The sequence below is a fragment of the Campylobacter sp. JMF_08 NE1 genome (assembly GCF_027737875.1).
Classification (GTDB): domain Bacteria; phylum Campylobacterota; class Campylobacteria; order Campylobacterales; family Campylobacteraceae; genus Campylobacter_B.
On record NZ_JAOVUC010000005.1, the window covers coordinates 112,231 to 127,305 of the forward strand.

At 39.8% G+C, this 15,075-nt stretch carries 18 protein-coding genes and 1 pseudogene; 12 read left to right on the top strand and 7 right to left on the bottom strand.

Annotated elements, in window-relative coordinates; all coding sequences use genetic code 11:
• Positions 1 to 52: 52 nt before the first annotated feature.
• The 7 genes from rpsP (at position 53) to OFN91_RS05755 (ending at position 6,453) form a co-directional block, all read left to right on the top strand.
• A complete protein-coding gene (gene rpsP, locus OFN91_RS05725; protein WP_270858252.1) occupies positions 53 to 283 on the top strand; it encodes a 30S ribosomal protein S16 in 231 nt (76 codons plus the stop codon).
• 2 nt (positions 284 to 285) lie between these two features.
• Positions 286 to 528 (top strand): KH domain-containing protein, encoded by a 243-nt coding sequence (locus OFN91_RS05730; protein ID WP_270858253.1) that lies wholly within the window; start codon positions 286 to 288, stop codon positions 526 to 528.
• Entirely contained in the window at positions 521 to 1,051 is a 531-nt protein-coding gene (rimM, locus tag OFN91_RS05735) for a ribosome maturation factor RimM (protein ID WP_270858254.1), read from the top strand. Before OFN91_RS05730 ends, rimM begins: the two co-directional genes overlap by 8 nt.
• A complete protein-coding gene (gene trmD / locus OFN91_RS05740) occupies positions 1,048 to 1,737 on the top strand; it encodes a tRNA (guanosine(37)-N1)-methyltransferase TrmD (protein ID WP_270865974.1) in 690 nt (229 codons plus the stop codon). The genes rimM and trmD overlap by 4 nt, the downstream gene beginning before the upstream one ends.
• 10 nt (positions 1,738 to 1,747) lie before the next feature.
• Positions 1,748 to 2,104, top strand: coding sequence for a 50S ribosomal protein L19 (gene rplS / locus OFN91_RS05745; protein WP_270858256.1), 357 nt, complete (start codon positions 1,748 to 1,750; stop codon positions 2,102 to 2,104).
• Positions 2,105 to 2,290: 186 nt separating this feature from the next.
• Complete coding sequence (locus OFN91_RS05750; protein WP_270873579.1) at positions 2,291 to 5,230, top strand: acyl-CoA dehydratase activase; 2,940 nt, start codon at positions 2,291 to 2,293, stop codon at positions 5,228 to 5,230.
• A 2-nt stretch (positions 5,231 to 5,232) separates the two neighbouring features.
• Complete coding sequence (locus OFN91_RS05755) at positions 5,233 to 6,453, top strand: 2-hydroxyacyl-CoA dehydratase (protein ID WP_270862037.1); 1,221 nt, start codon at positions 5,233 to 5,235, stop codon at positions 6,451 to 6,453.
• Positions 6,454 to 6,532: 79 nt separating this feature from the next.
• Here the strand turns inward: OFN91_RS05755 and OFN91_RS05760 are convergent, their stop codons facing one another.
• From OFN91_RS05760 to prfB, 4 genes are all read right to left on the bottom strand, one after another.
• Positions 6,533 to 7,078 (bottom strand): hypothetical protein, encoded by a 546-nt coding sequence (locus OFN91_RS05760; RefSeq protein ID WP_270873580.1) that lies wholly within the window; start codon positions 7,076 to 7,078, stop codon positions 6,533 to 6,535.
• A gap of 132 nt (positions 7,079 to 7,210) precedes the next feature.
• A complete protein-coding gene (locus OFN91_RS05765) occupies positions 7,211 to 7,648 on the bottom strand; it encodes a hypothetical protein (RefSeq protein WP_270865089.1) in 438 nt (145 codons plus the stop codon).
• A gap of 9 nt (positions 7,649 to 7,657) precedes the next feature.
• Positions 7,658 to 7,978, bottom strand: a complete 321-nt coding sequence (locus OFN91_RS05770) for a type II secretion system protein (protein WP_270858261.1) — start codon at positions 7,976 to 7,978, stop codon at positions 7,658 to 7,660.
• A 21-nt stretch (positions 7,979 to 7,999) separates the two neighbouring features.
• Complete coding sequence (gene prfB / locus OFN91_RS05775) at positions 8,000 to 9,100, bottom strand: peptide chain release factor 2 (RefSeq protein ID WP_270873581.1); 1,101 nt, start codon at positions 9,098 to 9,100, stop codon at positions 8,000 to 8,002.
• Between the two features lie 125 nt (positions 9,101 to 9,225).
• Here prfB and panC point away from each other — a divergent pair, with 125 nt between their 5' ends.
• On the top strand, positions 9,226 to 10,047 hold the full coding sequence (gene panC / locus OFN91_RS05780) for a pantoate--beta-alanine ligase (RefSeq protein WP_270858263.1): 822 nt from the start codon (positions 9,226 to 9,228) through the stop codon (positions 10,045 to 10,047).
• Between the two features lie 2 nt (positions 10,048 to 10,049).
• A complete protein-coding gene (gene rimO, locus OFN91_RS05785; protein ID WP_270873582.1) occupies positions 10,050 to 11,357 on the top strand; it encodes a 30S ribosomal protein S12 methylthiotransferase RimO in 1,308 nt (435 codons plus the stop codon).
• 133 nt (positions 11,358 to 11,490) lie between these two features.
• On the opposite strand, the gene OFN91_RS05790 is transcribed toward rimO, so the two are convergent.
• Entirely contained in the window at positions 11,491 to 11,697 is a 207-nt protein-coding gene (locus OFN91_RS05790; RefSeq protein WP_270873583.1) for a transcriptional regulator, read from the bottom strand.
• 166 nt (positions 11,698 to 11,863) lie between these two features.
• Between OFN91_RS05790 and OFN91_RS05795 the strand changes: the two genes are divergently transcribed.
• From OFN91_RS05795 to tilS, 3 genes are all read left to right on the top strand, one after another.
• Entirely contained in the window at positions 11,864 to 12,301 is a 438-nt protein-coding gene (locus OFN91_RS05795; protein ID WP_270873584.1) for a hypothetical protein, read from the top strand.
• A 9-nt stretch (positions 12,302 to 12,310) separates the two neighbouring features.
• Positions 12,311 to 12,805 (top strand): hypothetical protein, encoded by a 495-nt coding sequence (locus OFN91_RS05800; protein ID WP_270873585.1) that lies wholly within the window; start codon positions 12,311 to 12,313, stop codon positions 12,803 to 12,805.
• 203 nt (positions 12,806 to 13,008) lie between these two features.
• Positions 13,009 to 14,046 carry a tRNA lysidine(34) synthetase TilS gene (gene tilS / locus OFN91_RS05805; RefSeq protein ID WP_270873586.1) on the top strand — a complete coding sequence of 346 codons (1,038 nt, stop codon included), beginning with the start codon at positions 13,009 to 13,011 and terminating at the stop codon, positions 14,044 to 14,046.
• Here the strand turns inward: tilS and OFN91_RS05810 are convergent.
• Together OFN91_RS05810 and OFN91_RS05815 are read right to left on the bottom strand one after the other, a co-directional pair.
• Positions 13,993 to 14,751, bottom strand: a complete 759-nt coding sequence (locus OFN91_RS05810) for a hypothetical protein (protein WP_270873587.1) — start codon at positions 14,749 to 14,751, stop codon at positions 13,993 to 13,995. The genes tilS and OFN91_RS05810 overlap by 54 nt on opposite strands.
• A 48-nt stretch (positions 14,752 to 14,799) precedes the next feature.
• Positions 14,800 to 15,075 (bottom strand): annotated as a pseudogene (locus OFN91_RS05815) (lysophospholipid acyltransferase family protein); the annotation flags it as partial.

A 15,075-nucleotide genomic window follows, 5' to 3' on the forward strand; every position in this document is an offset into this window, starting at 1 on the left:
AAATTTTGGGTATTTACAAGTTCTAAAACTTTAAAAATTTCAAGGAGAAAAAATGGCAACAGTTGTTAGACTAACAAGATTAGGTAGAAAGAAAAAACCTTTTTATCGTATAGTTGTAACAGATAGCAGAAAAAGACGCGACGGCGGTTTTATCGAGACTATCGGTTATTATAACCCTCTAAAAGACGAAAACAATGTCAAAGTAGATAGCGAAAGACTAGCTTACTGGAAAAGCGTAGGCGCTAAACTAAGCGATAGAGTTGCTCAAATCACAAGCAAATAATCATGGTTGAAAACTTTATAAAAGAATACGCAAAGCTAATCGTAGATCACCCAGACTCGATTTCTACCGAGCTAAAATCTGGCGATAATTTCACAGAGATTATCATCTACGCTGATAAGGCCGATACTGGCAAACTTATCGGCAAAGACGGCAAAATGATTAACGCCATAAAAACGGTCATCATGGGCTATAAGGCCAAGGATCCGAGTAACTACAAAATCACGGTTAAAGCCAAAGATGCCTGAAAACCTGCTCGAAGTCGCTAAGCTCGGCAAAACAGTCGGCCTAAAAGGCGCATTGCGACTTCACGATAAAAGCGATTTCCCAAAACAATTTAAAAAAGGTGCCAAATTTTATTTACAAGATGGCACCGTTTTGGAAATTTCTGCATTTTTACAATCAAATTCCACTGTGAAATTCGTAGGTTTTGAGAGCATTGAACTAGCCCAAAATTTAGTAAATAAAACCCTTTATCAAACTATCGAAAACACTAGAAAAAATTGCCCGCTAAAAAAAGGCGAATTTTTCTATTTTGATATTTTGGGGCTTAGCGTTTGCGAAGATGGCGAAATTTTGGGCGAAGTAAGCGACATAATGGAGAGTGGCAGCGCGTATCTTTTCGAGGTAAAAACAGCGAGTGAGCTTGTAAATTTAGGGCTTGCTAGCACATTTTTTGTGCCATATCTAGATAATTTTGTAGTTCAAATTTCACTTGATGAGCGCAAAATTTTAACCAAAAACGCTAAGGCGATTTTAGAAAATTCATGAAATTTACCTTCGTAAGCCTTTTTCCAAATTTAATCCAGCCATATTTTGGCGACTCGATTTTAAAACGAGCCGTTGATAAGGGCATTATCGAGCTAAATTTTTTAAATCCCAGAGAATTTACTACCAACAAATACAAAAAGGTCGATGATTATATGATAGGCGGAGGCGCAGGCCTTTTAATCGGCACCGAACCCCTAGCAAGGACGCTTGATGAGTTTAAAAAAACTTCCCCAAACGCAAAAATCATCTACCTAACCCCAGTCGGTAAAAAATTTACCCAAAACGACGCGAAACGCCTAGCTGGGCAGAGTGAAATTTGCTTTATTTGTGGCAGATACGAAGGAATCGACGAGCGCATAATCGAAGAGTATGTCAGCGAAGTTTTTTGCATAGGGGATTTTGTCTTAACTGGTGGCGAGCTTGGCGCGCTGTGTATGAGCGACGCTATAAGCCGAAATTTAGCCGGTGTTTTGGGAAATACTGCCTCGCTTGATGAAGAGAGCTTCGAAGATGGGCTTTTAGAGGCACCCTCTTTCACAAAACCTGATATTTTTAAAAATTTATCTATAATTTCAGAGTTTTTAAAGGGTAATCACGCTAAAATGCACAGTTTAAAAAATCAAATGGCGCTAATGAAAACTAGGTACTTTCGGGTGGATATGTACCGAAAAATCGCCAAAAAATAAAGGACATTTTATGAAAAACAAGTATATTCAAGCATTTGAAGATGCTCAAATTGCAAACAAAGTTGTGCCTGATTTTCGTGCTGGCGATACACTAAAAGTCGCTATCAGAATCAAAGAAGGCGACAAAAGCCGTGTTCAAAATTTCGAGGGCGTATGTATCGCTAGACGCGGCGAAGGCGTAAGCGAGACATTTATCATCCGCAAAATCGGTGCTAACAGCGTTGGCGTAGAGAGAATTTTCCCAATTTACAGCGAAAGTATCGAAAATATCGAAGTATTACGCCGTGGTCGTGTCCGCAGATCAAAACTATTTTATCTACGCAACAGACAAGGTAAAGCTGCTAAAATTAAAGAGCTTAGAAAATAATTTTAGCCCAAAATTCAGCGCGAATTTGCGCAAAATAGGATTTTATCTCGCTAATGAGATAAAATCTATCATTATTTTATTTTCGTTTAAAAACAATGTATAAAATCACGAAATTTAAATTTTACATAGCTTATTTTTTTAATAAATTTTGTAAAATTTCAATAAAATTTTCAAGAGTGATGAATTATGATATATCTAGGCATTGATGTTGGTTCCACGACCGTAAAAACAGTAATTTTAAATGAAAATAATGAAATTTTAGAAAAAACTTACCAAAGACATTTAGCCAAACCAAAAGAGCTAGTTTTACAGCGAATTTTAGAAATCCAAAAAAGATATCCAAACGAAAATTTCAGCCTTTCCATAGCAGGTTCAGCCGGTATGGGTATCGCCAAAAACTGCGAAATTCCCTTTGTCCAAGAGGTTTATGCCACTTCGCTAGGAGTTAGGCAGATGTTTCCTAAAACCGATATCGTCATCGAACTAGGTGGCGAGGACGCAAAAATTATTTTTCTCACAGGCGGGGTCGAGGAGCGTATGAACGGCTCGTGCGCAGGCGGAACTGGCGCATTTATCGATCAAATGACAAATTTGCTAAATTTAGACATTTCCGAGCTTGACAGACTGAGTTTCAACGCGAGCAAAATTTACCCTATCGCCTCTCGGTGCGGGGTTTTTGCCAAAAGCGATATTCAGCCTCTTTTAAATCAAGGCGTGCGCAAAGAAGACATAAGTGCGAGCATTTACGCAGCCGTAGTCGAGCAGACAATCGCCGGACTTGCCCAAGGGCGCGAGGTTAAGGGCAATATTTTGTTTCTAGGCGGACCTCTATTTTTCTTAAAAGGTTTGCAAAAACGCTTCAAAGAGGCGCTAAATTTAAGCGACGAAAACGCCACCTTCCCTGATATCGGGCCGTTTTTCGTGGCGTATGGTTCAGCGATTTATGCCAAAAAAACAGGCACTGCGCTAAATTTGGACAAAATCATAGAACTTTTGCAAAAAAGCCCAAATAAAGAGCTTTTAGAATCAGAGGAGCCTCTGTTTAGCTCGCAGACCGAATTTGACGCATTTATCGCCCGCCACGAAAAAGCGAGTGTCCCCAAAGCTGACATCGCCTCATACTCTGGGAGCGCGTATTTGGGCGTGGATTGCGGCAGCACGACGATTAAGGTCGTTTTAATCGGCGAAAATTATGAGCTTTTATACAAATTTTACTCATCAAATAAGGGCGATCCGATAAATATCTTACAAGAAAAACTAACCGAAATTTACGCCCTTTGTAATTCACGCATAAAAATCAAAAGCTCAGGCGTTACAGGATATGGCGAGGAGCTAATCAAAACCGCATTTGGCTTTGATTACGGCATAGTCGAGACCATCGCGCATTACAGCGCGGCGCGCCACTTCAACCCCAAGGTCGATTTCATCATCGATATCGGCGGTCAAGATATAAAATGTTTTTCGATAAAAGACGGCAATATCGATTCTATCGTGCTAAATGAGGCGTGCAGCTCAGGGTGCGGGTCGTTTTTGCAAACATTTTCGAATTCACTAGGCCATGAAATCAAAAATTTCGCCAAAATGGGGCTTTTTGCCTCGCACCCAGCCAAGCTTGGTAGCCGTTGCACGGTCTTTATGAACTCATCTGTCAAACAGGCCCAAAAAGACGGCGCGAGCGTGGAAGATATCAGCGCGGGACTTGCAATTAGCGTGATTAAAAACGCGATTTACAAGGTAATTCGCGTGCGAAATTCCGACGATTTGGGGCAAAATATCGTGGTTCAGGGCGGGACATTTTTAAACAATGCTGTGCTAAGAGCCTTTGAAAAAGAGCTTGGCAAAAATGTCATCAGGCTCGATATCAGCGAGCTTATGGGTGCGTATGGGGCTGCGCTTTTTGCGCGCGATAATGCGCCGGAGAGCTCAAATTTAATCACGAGCGAAAAACTAGCAATATTTACGCACAAAAGCGAATTTGATACCTGCAAGCTTTGCACAAACAAATGTCCGCTTACAATCACGCATTTTGAAAATTCGAAATTTATCACCGGAAATAAATGCGAAAGAGGCGCAGGTAAGGCTATCAGAAACGATATTACGAATTTATTCGAGTTTAAAAACGAGCTTTTGAAAAAATACAAAAAACTCCCAAAAGAGGGCGCGCCAAAGGTCGGAATTCCGCTTGTTTTGAATATGTATGAGATGATCCCGTTTTGGAGTGCGTTTTTTGAAAATTTAGGTATGAGCGTCGCTCTGTCTCGCAAACCGCGCAAAGAGACGCTGTTTTTAGCCAACCAAAGCATACCAAGCGACACAGTCTGCTACCCAGCCAAAAGCGTGCATGGCCATATTTACGACTTGCTAGCGCAAAATGTCGATTTTATATTTTATCCGTGCATGAGCTACAACCTAGACGAAAATATCAGCGAAAACTGCTACAACTGCCCTGTGGTGGCATACTACCCAGAGCTAATCAAAGCAAATGTCAGCGCGCTGGATGAGCGGGCGTTTTTATACCCGCACCTAGATCTAAATGCGCCTGAATTTTTTGCCAAAACTATGCGAAAAGAGCTAGCAAATTTAGGGTTTAAATTTAAGCTTGATGTCATCAAAAACGCCGTATTTCAGGGCAAAAAAGAGCTAGAAAACTACAAAAACACGGTTTTAATCAAAGGCGAAGAAACGCTAAATTTAATCCGCGAGCAAAATTTGAGCGCAATCGTGCTTGCTGGCAGACCATATCATATCGACAAAAGCGTAAATCACGGGATTGATCGCTACTTAAATTCTCTCGGATTTATCGTGCTAAGCGAGGATAGCCTGCCGCTAATGCAAGTTCAAACCAAATCGCTAAATCAATGGACATACCACGCCAGGCTGTATAGCGCGGCTAGATTTATCTGCAAATATCCTAAAATGCAACTCGTGCAACTCGTAAGCTTTGGGTGCGGAATAGACGCGATTACAGGCGATGAAGTGCGCGATCTGCTACGCGCAAATGGCAAAATTTACACTCAGCTTAAAATCGACGAAGTTACAAATCTAGGGGCTGTTAAAATCCGCCTACGCTCGCTAAAAGCGACAATGTTAGAGCGCGAAAAAGCTCAATTTATACAAAAAGGCTAATGATGTTTGCGAAATTTATAAAAAATATGAAAAGCACTCACACGATTTTAATCCCTACGATGATCGATCCGCATTTTCGCTTTATGAAAAGCGTTTTGGCTGATGAGGGGTATAAAAGCGTGCTTTTACGGGACAACCGCGCAAACATCGTCGAGGAGGGCTTGCGAAATGTCCATAACGATATGTGCTACCCTGCCCTGCTCGTAATCGGGCAGTTTATCGACGCGCTAAAAAGTGGCGAATTTGACACGCACAAGGTCGCACTTCTCATAAGCCAAACAGGTGGCGGGTGCAGGGCGAGCAACTATATAAATTTGCTTCGCAAAGCCCTAAACGAGAGCGGTTTTGGCTATGTGCCAGTAATCTCGCTAAATTTTGGCTCGCTAGATGAAAATGGATTTGCGTTAAGCAAAATGGCGCTAATCAAGCTGTTTGTGGCGATTTTTTACGGTGATTTGATGATGAATTTATACAATCAGTGCAAACCATACGAAAAAATTCCTAATCAAACAAACGAAATTTACGAAAAAATGGTCGAATTTATCGCAAATTTGACAAATCAAAAGTCATTTTTCAAACTAAATAAAAATTTTGGCCATATCTTGCAAAATTTCGCCAAAATAAAGCGTTCTAGCGAGCCAAAAATCAAAGTTGGTATCGTGGGCGAAATCTATCTGAAATACTCTCCTATCGGCAACAACGGCCTAAACGCCTATCTAATCAAAGAAAACGCCGAACCCGTAAATACCGGGCTAATGGATTTCGTGCTGACTTGCATTTATGATGCTGTGTATGACAAAAAGCTCTATGGCAAAGGTGGTGCGGCGTATTGGGGTAGCCTTGGGGTTGCAAAAATTTTAGAATTTTGCCAAAAAAAATTAATTCGCGCTATGAAAAAACATGGATTTCGTCCGCCAACGCCATTTAAAGAGGTGCGCGCAGCCGCTGAGGGATACATCAGCCACGGCGTGAAAATGGGCGAAGGGTGGCTACTCACAGCTGAAATGGTCGAGTTTATGAAGCAAGGCGTGCAAAATGTCGTCTGCGCCCAGCCATTTGGCTGTCTGCCAAATCACATCATCGCGCGCGGTATGATACGCAAAATCAAGCAAAACTACCCAGACGCCAACATCGCCGCGATCGACTACGACCCGGGCGCAAGTGCGGTAAATCAAGAAAACCGCATAAAATTAATGCTTTCAAATGCAAATAGGGAATTTTAAAATTTAAAATTTCGTGAGAATTTGGCTAAATTTAACAGCCAAATTTGGCTAAATTTCAATGAATTTAGCCAAATTTCATCTATCTTGTTCTGCGTTTTATATCTCTATGTGCGCTTCTGTGGCGTTCGCCGTTGTCATTATCAAAGCTCCTAGCCTCGCGTTCGCGCCTTTTGATTTCTCTGCCACTCGAATTTGTTCTGCTAAACTGCGTCTCTCTTTTAGCACGGCTCAAATTCATTTCGCGCTCGCCGTTGTTAGCATGAATTTTGCGGATTTCGCGCTCGTGGCGGATTGATTTATCGCTTGGGCGGTGATTACGCGGGCGCGAAGAGATGGCTGGGCGAGTGTGCGGGCGAGTATTTATATGACCGTGGCGATTGTCCCGAACCACGACAGGGCGTCTATCTACCACGACAGGACGCCTATCCACGATAACCGGGCGTCTATCATAAATCACAGGGCGACGGCGATATCCTCTGTCATAGTAATAATCGCTCTCGTAATATCCCCTATAATACGGACTTTCGCTATCATACACCACGCTACCTGAGGCTCTCGTGTGCGCACAGCCTGTGAAAAACAGACCGACAATCGCGCCAAGAATTGCGAATTTTAAAATTTTCATTTTGTATCTCCTTTATAAAATCGGAGCGAATTTTACATTTGCGTGATTAAATTTTTTGTTTATAAAATTTAAATTTGAAAGCTAGGGCGAAATTTGATAAATTTTAAAATTTCGCCCCAAATTTGGCTAAATTTAGCCGTTATAACCCAAGCGCCTCATATTTGCGCAAGCGTTTTTGTATCCGTGGTAGCAAGTTACGCGGTAAAGATCGATTGCATTAAATGTGTTTTGTTGCACGCCTTGTCCGCGCTCAAACATCTCAGCTAATTTCATGCAAGCTGGGAAGTTTTGAGTGCCTACGCACGCCATATTATAGGCGTTTGCAGCTGAGCCAAAATCGCCTTTGGCATACATTGATTCAGCGAAACTAAAACACAAAGCGCCATTTCCGCTTCTGCAAGCGTCGCTTTGGACGATATTGCCCTCGATTTTGGCTGGGCGGATTCCGTCTTGGATCTCGTTGTAGCTGTATTTTCCAGCCTTTGGCGCGCTTACTGCACTTTTTGGTGCATTGCTGACACAACCTGCTAAAAATAATCCTGCAATCATCACAGCGATTAAATTTTTCATAAGCTATCCTTATCTGCCTAAGATATAGTAAGTGTCTTTGTTCGGCACTTTTTCTAAGGCTATATTAAATTTATCCGACCAAGCCTTGATCATATCTACAACAGCCTCTTTGCGCTCTTTTGTAGCGGCCTCATTTTTGATTTTAAAATACGGATTTGTATTTGACATAGCGATGTAAGCATCATAAATTTTAAGCTTATCGTTTAGTGTAACGATGTGCTCCAACTCTGTGTCTGTGAAATCACATTTTGACAAAATACCGCGAAGTTGCGCTATCACCGCCTCGCTTGAAGTATAACCTAATGCTAGAAGAATTCCCTCTTCACTCATATTAATCCTTTCTAATGAAATTTATTGTTTGTTTGCTTGCGAAATTAAAACGCCCTCGATTAGCTTTTTTATATCGCCATCAAGTATCGCATCAGTCTGGCTAAACGCCTCGCCTGAGCGGTTGTCCTTGACCTGCTGATACGGGAAAAGCACATAAGAGCGAATCTGATGTCCCCAGCCAATATCGCTTTTTTCGATACTATCGCTTGCTTCTCGTTTTTTCATAAGTTCAAGCTCGTAAAGTCGCGATTTTAGCACCTTCATTGCCGTTTCTTTATTTTTGTGTTGGCTTCTATCGTTTTGACAATTCACCACAATCCCAGTGGCTAAGTGAGTTATGCGAACAGCGCTTTCTGTTTTGTTGATGTGCTGCCCACCTGCCCCACTAGCGCGAAAAACATCGATTTTAATATCCTTATCCTCGATATTTATCTCAATATCATCGTTTAGCTCAGGGCTTACCATGACGCTTGAAAAGCTCGTGTGCCTACGCCCTGCACTATCAAATGGGCTTGTTCGCACTAGGCGGTGGATTCCGTTTTCGGCCTTTAAATACCCATAGGCGTTTTCGCCACGCACGATAAAGCTCACATCTTTAATCCCCGCTTCATCGCCCTCTTGGAAGTCCAAAACCTCGATTTTAAACCCTTCTCTCTCGCAAAACCTACTATACATACGATACAGCATGCCCGCCCAGTCGCAACTCTCTGTCCCACCAGCTCCTGGGTGGATAGTGATAATCGCGTTTTTGTCATCGTCATCGCCACCGAGCATCATCGCTAACTCTAAATTTGAAATTTCCTCTTCTAGCTCGCCTGCGCCCTCAAAAAGGTCGTTTATCGTATCATCATCATTTTCACTAAGGGCTAATTCGTAAATTTCACGCGCATCATCAAGCGCAGAATTTGCCTTTTTAAATTTAGCTAGCACTGAGCTGATTTTGGTCTTTTCGCGTCCGATTTGAGTTGCTAGCTTCACATCGCTCCAAAATTTCTCGTCCGCTTCGATTTTTGAAATTTCCTCTAAGCGCGCGCTAATTTCATCTGGTTTGATAATCGAGCTAATATTATTGATTTTTATGTCAAGGTTTTTCAAAAGTTCGCTATATTCGTAATTATCCAAGTTTTGCCTTTAAATTTTTTGCGAGATTATAACAGCTTAAAGCTTTTAACCCTTTTAACCCAGAGTTAAATTTTAATTTTTTTGAGTTATAATCGCCATTTAAATTTCAAAATTTGGAAGTAAATATGCAAATCATAAGAACAGTAGAAGAGTTACGAGCATTTCGTGCCAATGCCTGTGGTAATGTGGGATTTGTCCCTACAATGGGTGCTTTGCACGCTGGACACATAAGCCTAATCAAACAAGCCAGAAACGAAAACGACATCGTAATCGTATCGACCTTCGTAAATCCTACGCAGTTTTTACCGGGCGAGGATTACGAAAAATATCCAAAAAACGAAGAAGCAGATATTAAAATTTGCGAAAATTTAGATATCAACGCTATGTTTATCCCAGAAGTTAGCGAAATTTACACTGATAATGAACCAACAATCATAGCGGTGCGCCCGACATCTGAAATTTTGGAGGGCAAAACCCGCCCAGGGCACTTCGACGGCGTGTGTATGGTGCTGAATAAATTTTTCAATATCGTTCGCCCAAACAATGTCTATATGGGCAAAAAGGACGCCCAACAGCTCTTTATCGTGCAAAATATGGTAAAAAGCTTTTTAATGGATATTAATATCGTGCCGTGCGAAATCGTCAGAGAGAGCGACGGGCTGGCTCTGAGCTCGCGCAATGCGTATTTAGACGAAGAGGAAAAAATGCTAGCGCTTAAAATTTCGCGCTCCCTCTTAAACGCTAGCAATCTAATCGCCAAAGGCGAGATTAGCACGAGTATTTTAAAGGATAAAATGCTTTCGATTTTAGAGCCATTAGAGGTCGATTATATCGCGTTTGTAAATAGAAATTTCGAAATTTTAGACCAAATCGAGCCTAAAAACACCATTATTCTTGTCGCCGCAAAGGTTGGCAAAACGCGCCTAATCGATAATATTTGGTTGTAAAAATGCCAAAACTTTATTTAGTAAGCCTTGGTTGTAATAAAAATCTCGTCGATAGCGAGATTATGCTTGGTAGGTTGCAAAACTACGAAATCGTCTCCGAGCCCCAAAATGCCGATGTCATGATAGTAAATACCTGCGGATTTATCGCTTCGGCGAAGCAAGAAAGTATCCGAACCATACTCGAACTAGCCGAATTTAAGAAAAAAAACGGCGTTTTAGTCGTAACTGGCTGTTTGATGGAGCGCTACAAAGACGAGCTTATGCGAGAACTCCCCGAAGTAGATATTTTCAGCGGTGTCGGCGACTACGATAAAATCGACGAGATGATTTTAAAAAAACAAAATCTATTTTCGCCCAATACTTACTTGCAAACCACGCAAAAAAGGGTAATCACTGGCTCAAATTTTCACGCTTACATTAAAATCGCCGAAGGGTGCAACCAAAAATGCAGTTTTTGCGCGATTCCAAGCTTCAAAGGGCGTTTGAAAAGTCGCAGTTTAGATGACATCGAAGCCGAAGTTAGGGATTTGGTCACACAGGGATTTTATGATTTTAGCTTTATCGCGCAAGATACGAGCAGCTATGGGCGAGATAGAGGCGAAAAAGACGGGCTAATCGCGCTTATAAATCGCATTGAAAAGATTGAGGGCGTAAAATTTGCGCGAATTCTTTATCTTTATCCGACCACGACGAGTGAAAATTTGATTAAAACTATCATAAATTCAAGCGTTTTTGTGAATTATTTCGATATGCCAATCCAGCACATAAATGACGAAATGTTAAAAATTATGAAGCGCGGAAACGGCAAAAATGAAATTTTAAATTTGCTAAATTTAATGCGAGAAGCTCCAAATTCGTTTTTGCGAACCGGCGTGATAATCGGGCACCCGGGCGAGAGCGAGAGCGAATTTAACGAGCTTTGCGAGTTTTTAAGCGAGTTTAAATTTGATAGAATTTCAGCCTTTGCCTACTCCAAAGAAGAAGACACAGCAAGTTGCGAAATGGAGCAAATTCCAACTCGCGTTATCACAAAACGGCTAAATAAAATCGAAAAAATCGTGGATAAGGCGATTTGTGAGAGTTTCACCGGGCTTGTAGGCACCACACAAAGCGTGGAAATCACGGGCATTAGCAGTGAAGGTGAGTTTTTTTACGGCGCAAAACTTGCTCTTTGGGACAAAGACATCGACGGCGAGATTTTAATCAACGAAAGCGAGATACAAAATTTGCAAATCGGACAGCTCTACGAGTGCGAAATTAGCGAATTCGTCGGCGGAAAACTCATAGGAAAAATTACAAAACAAATTTAATGTCATTGCGAGAATTTTTGCGAAAGCAAAAATTCGTGGCAATCCAAAAAATTTAAACAATGTTTGATTTTAAAACGGCTTCGCCGTTGCTGGATTGCTTCGAATTTGCTACGCAAATTCTCGCAATGACAAACTATTTCAACCTAAATTCCCTATTTTCTTCGGCTATTTTTAAAAGTTCAGTGTAAATTTCTTCGTGGGCTTTCAGAAGTTCATCAAATTTAAATCCAAGCATAACAATGCGATAAAGTTCGGGCTTGTTTTTACGCCAGTTATATAGCGTCTTTGTATCAATCCCCAAAATCCCACAAATATCTCTTTGAGTTAGCTTTTTTGACATTTTTTTATCCTTGAATTTTGCAGAAATTATACGGATAAAAGTTTTTGTATCTAACAAAGGAAATAATACTTGTATTTTTAATTTTAAAGGGATATATTCCTTAAATTTTATAAGATTTAAGTAAAAGCTTGGTATAATAGCAAGATTTTTTATTAAAGGTGTAAAAATGAAAAAACATTTGATTTGTATGATTTTTGGTGCAATGTTGTTTTATGGTTGTGGCGATGACGGAATAGGAGCAAAACCAAAAGCCCCAAGTTGTGGCGATACCGATGTAAAAGAAACCGTGGAAAAAATAATATTTTCAAGCAATATTTGCTCCAGCGCCGGTACATATTGTGCTTGCGTTGCCTTAAAAAAGAAGCTGTCAGTCGAAGAAGTGATACAAATGAAACAGAGTTTTTGTTATAACATGGACAAAGAAAAACTGCTTAAAGAAATAGAGGAACTAAAACAAGCAAAGCTAACTGAAATCGATACTATTGAACAACAAGATAGAGAGTCGTATTGTGAAGCCAAATTTCTTGATTTATCTTTAAATTACTCTGCTCGTTATACAGATGACGGAAAAACCTTAAAAGTAAAAATTACTCAATATCAATAAAGGCAATATATGAAAGATTTAGAATTATGCTTAGAAGAAATAAAAGAACATACTGCAAAAAATAATATTGTGGGTAAATGGTCTGATTTTTTGGTTGAGAAAAAATTTAGTGACAAGGCAAAAGCTAAATTTAATGAAGTTATAGAAAAGATTAAAAATTCAAAAGATAAAGACGGAAAGGAAGATATAGCTGTCATTAGATATCGAGACGGTAAAATAACATATAATGAATTAGCTTATGAAGCATATATTCGTTGGTTTTATTTTTATGCGGAGGACAATGAAAGAGTTATTCCATTTCATAATTATGAGACAATAGAAAATACTATGTCGGCTTTTAAAGATTTTTTGCGTGGCAATAATAACAATAAAGCAGTACTACAAAATATCAAAAAAAATGACGGATTTGACATTTTGATAGAATTTGCAGAATATTTACAAGATAACCATTTTGAAAATTTATTGATAGAATTAAAAGAAAAATTTGATAATAACGGTAAATAAACAGCTAGAAGCGTAGGGTGGGCATCCTTGCCCATCAAAAAATTTGGCAAATCAAAATTGTAGGGCACATGCGACCTTACAAAAACGGCTTTGCCGTTTGCTGGATTGCCACGACTTTGCTTTCGCAAAGTCTCGCAATGACAAAAAATTCAAAATTAATCACTTTTTAGCTATCATTACAGATATTTTTAGAAAGAAAGATTTTGAAAACCTTAAACATTGATAGCGAGATTTTGGATTTTTTGCGTGGTAGGAAAAATTTACTTGCTTTTTCGCATGGGAGCGACAGCACGGCGCTTTTTTATACGCTTTTAAATTTGGGCGTTAAATTTGACTGTGCCTTTGTGAATTACAAAACCCGCGAAAATAGCGATTTAGAAGAAATTTCCGCAAAAGAGCTTTGCGATAAATTTGGCGTGAATTTATTTGTCAAAACTGCTCCGCTAAATTTAGAAAATTCAGGCGATTTTGAAAACACTGCGCGTAAAATTCGCTACGATTTTTTTGATGAAATTTGCGCTAAATTTGGCTATGAAAATCTCATCACAGCCCACCAATTAAACGATAAATTTGAGTGGTTTTTAATGCAACTTGGACGAGGTGCAGGTCTAGCAAATCTGCTAGGCTTTGAAAAAATCGAAAATCGCGCAAATTACGCTATCGTGCGACCTTTTTACAATGTCAGCAAAACGCAAATTTTAGAGTTTTTAAGTGAAAATAAAATCAAATTTTTTAACGACATTTCGAACGAAAATACCAAATTTGCAAGGAACGCCGTAAGGGCTGAATTTAGCGATAAATTCGTAGAAAAATACGCTTTAAAATTAGCCAAAAGTTTTGAGTTTTTATCAATCGACAAGGCAAATTTAATGGGCGAATTTGTATATCAAAAAGATAAATTTTTTGTGCTTGAAAATTCGCAAAAAAGCCTAAATTTAATCGATAAAGCATGTAAAATTTCGGGCATCGTTTTAAGCCAAAATCAACGAAAAGAAATCCAAAAAACAGATTGTGTGATTTCAGGCAAAATTTGCGTTTGCAAAAACGAAAAATTCTACTTCGTCGCACCATTTGAGAAAGCTAAAATGGATAAAAAATTCAAAGAAAAATGCCGAATTTTGCGAATTCCGCCACTAATTCGCCCTTATATTTTCGCTAGAAGCGAAATTTTAGCAGAGTGCGAAGGGCTAATTTCTGGCCTCAACCATAGCAATTTTGTTGATAAAATCGGCGAAATTTAGGTTGATAAGATTTGTTTTGATATGGATTCGTGTAAAAATCACATAACCGATCTCATTGCTGAGCGTGCCGTCTGAGTAAATGAAAACATTTGTCAAAAACTCGCTGTTTTTCGACTGGTAAAAATTGTCGATTTGGAAATTTAAAATTTCATAAAACAACTCATCGCTATCGCTCATCATGCCCTTCATTTCGTCATCTATGAGAATCATATCGGCATAGAGAGCGCGTTTTTTGTTTGCCACCAAAAACGCCACGCGGTCGTTAAATTTGAGCACAAACATCGCGACACTATCGATTTCATGCTGATTTTTGTATAAAAAATAAAGCACCTTAAAAAGGCTTTCGTAAGAGTTGAAGCTCGCGCCGAATTTCTCGTCGCTTTTAGTAGTCGCACTACGCGGGAATTCCACGGTAAAATCGCTATCGACGCTTTGATAAAAGCACTCGTCAGCCCTTTTAGGCTCGCTAGAAAAAATCACCCTCTGAGCAGGGTCGTCGATTAGTATATTTGCGTGCAAACTCTTGGCAATGCTTTGCCTAAATTCCGCCATTTGCGCCACAAAATCAGTTGCACTATCGACGCTAAATTTGAGCGTCTTTTCATCTACGATTTTTTTACTAAATCCAAGTTTTCTAAAAACAAATTCGCACTCGCTATCATTTTGCGCTACGCTTAGAAAAGATTTAGCCTTGAAAAGTCCCATTTTTTCTCCTAAAAAATGCTAATTATACCAAAAATCGTTTATGCAAAACTAAAAATCGAAATTTTTATCTTTTTTGGCCTGAGCAAAAAGCAAATTCGCTATTTTCTCTTTCGCCTCTTCTAGCCCCAATCCAGCGATATCTAGTGGCTCGCTAAGGCTGTAATTTATGCGCGAAAAGGGCTTTGGCAAGACCATTTTATCCCAGCTTCTAAACTCCCAAAAACGGCTCGCTTCGTAGTTTAGCGCGTAAATTTTGAGATTTTTTTTCTGCGCGATCGTGACAGCTCCGTCTGCGACGCTGTGTCTTGGACCTCTGGGACCATC

Excerpts from the sequence above, each read along its gene's own strand:
- rpsP (WP_270858252.1), top strand. The coding sequence starts at position 53 with ATGGCAACAGTTGTTAGACTAACAAGATTAGGTAGAAAGAAAAAACCT.
- OFN91_RS05730 (WP_270858253.1), top strand. The coding sequence starts at position 286 with ATGGTTGAAAACTTTATAAAAGAATACGCAAAGCTAATCGTAGATCAC.
- rimM (WP_270858254.1), top strand. The coding sequence starts at position 521 with ATGCCTGAAAACCTGCTCGAAGTCGCTAAGCTCGGCAAAACAGTCGGC.
- trmD (WP_270865974.1), top strand. The coding sequence starts at position 1,048 with ATGAAATTTACCTTCGTAAGCCTTTTTCCAAATTTAATCCAGCCATAT.
- rplS (WP_270858256.1), top strand. The coding sequence starts at position 1,748 with ATGAAAAACAAGTATATTCAAGCATTTGAAGATGCTCAAATTGCAAAC.
- OFN91_RS05750 (WP_270873579.1), top strand. The coding sequence starts at position 2,291 with ATGATATATCTAGGCATTGATGTTGGTTCCACGACCGTAAAAACAGTA.
- OFN91_RS05755 (WP_270862037.1), top strand. The coding sequence starts at position 5,233 with ATGTTTGCGAAATTTATAAAAAATATGAAAAGCACTCACACGATTTTA.
- OFN91_RS05760 (WP_270873580.1), bottom strand. The coding sequence starts at position 7,078 with ATGAAAATTTTAAAATTCGCAATTCTTGGCGCGATTGTCGGTCTGTTT.
- OFN91_RS05765 (WP_270865089.1), bottom strand. The coding sequence starts at position 7,648 with ATGAAAAATTTAATCGCTGTGATGATTGCAGGATTATTTTTAGCAGGT.
- OFN91_RS05770 (WP_270858261.1), bottom strand. The coding sequence starts at position 7,978 with ATGAGTGAAGAGGGAATTCTTCTAGCATTAGGTTATACTTCAAGCGAG.
- panC (WP_270858263.1), top strand. The coding sequence starts at position 9,226 with ATGCAAATCATAAGAACAGTAGAAGAGTTACGAGCATTTCGTGCCAAT.
- rimO (WP_270873582.1), top strand. The coding sequence starts at position 10,050 with ATGCCAAAACTTTATTTAGTAAGCCTTGGTTGTAATAAAAATCTCGTC.
- OFN91_RS05790 (WP_270873583.1), bottom strand. The coding sequence starts at position 11,697 with ATGTCAAAAAAGCTAACTCAAAGAGATATTTGTGGGATTTTGGGGATT.
- OFN91_RS05795 (WP_270873584.1), top strand. The coding sequence starts at position 11,864 with ATGAAAAAACATTTGATTTGTATGATTTTTGGTGCAATGTTGTTTTAT.
- OFN91_RS05800 (WP_270873585.1), top strand. The coding sequence starts at position 12,311 with ATGAAAGATTTAGAATTATGCTTAGAAGAAATAAAAGAACATACTGCA.
- OFN91_RS05810 (WP_270873587.1), bottom strand. The coding sequence starts at position 14,751 with ATGGGACTTTTCAAGGCTAAATCTTTTCTAAGCGTAGCGCAAAATGAT.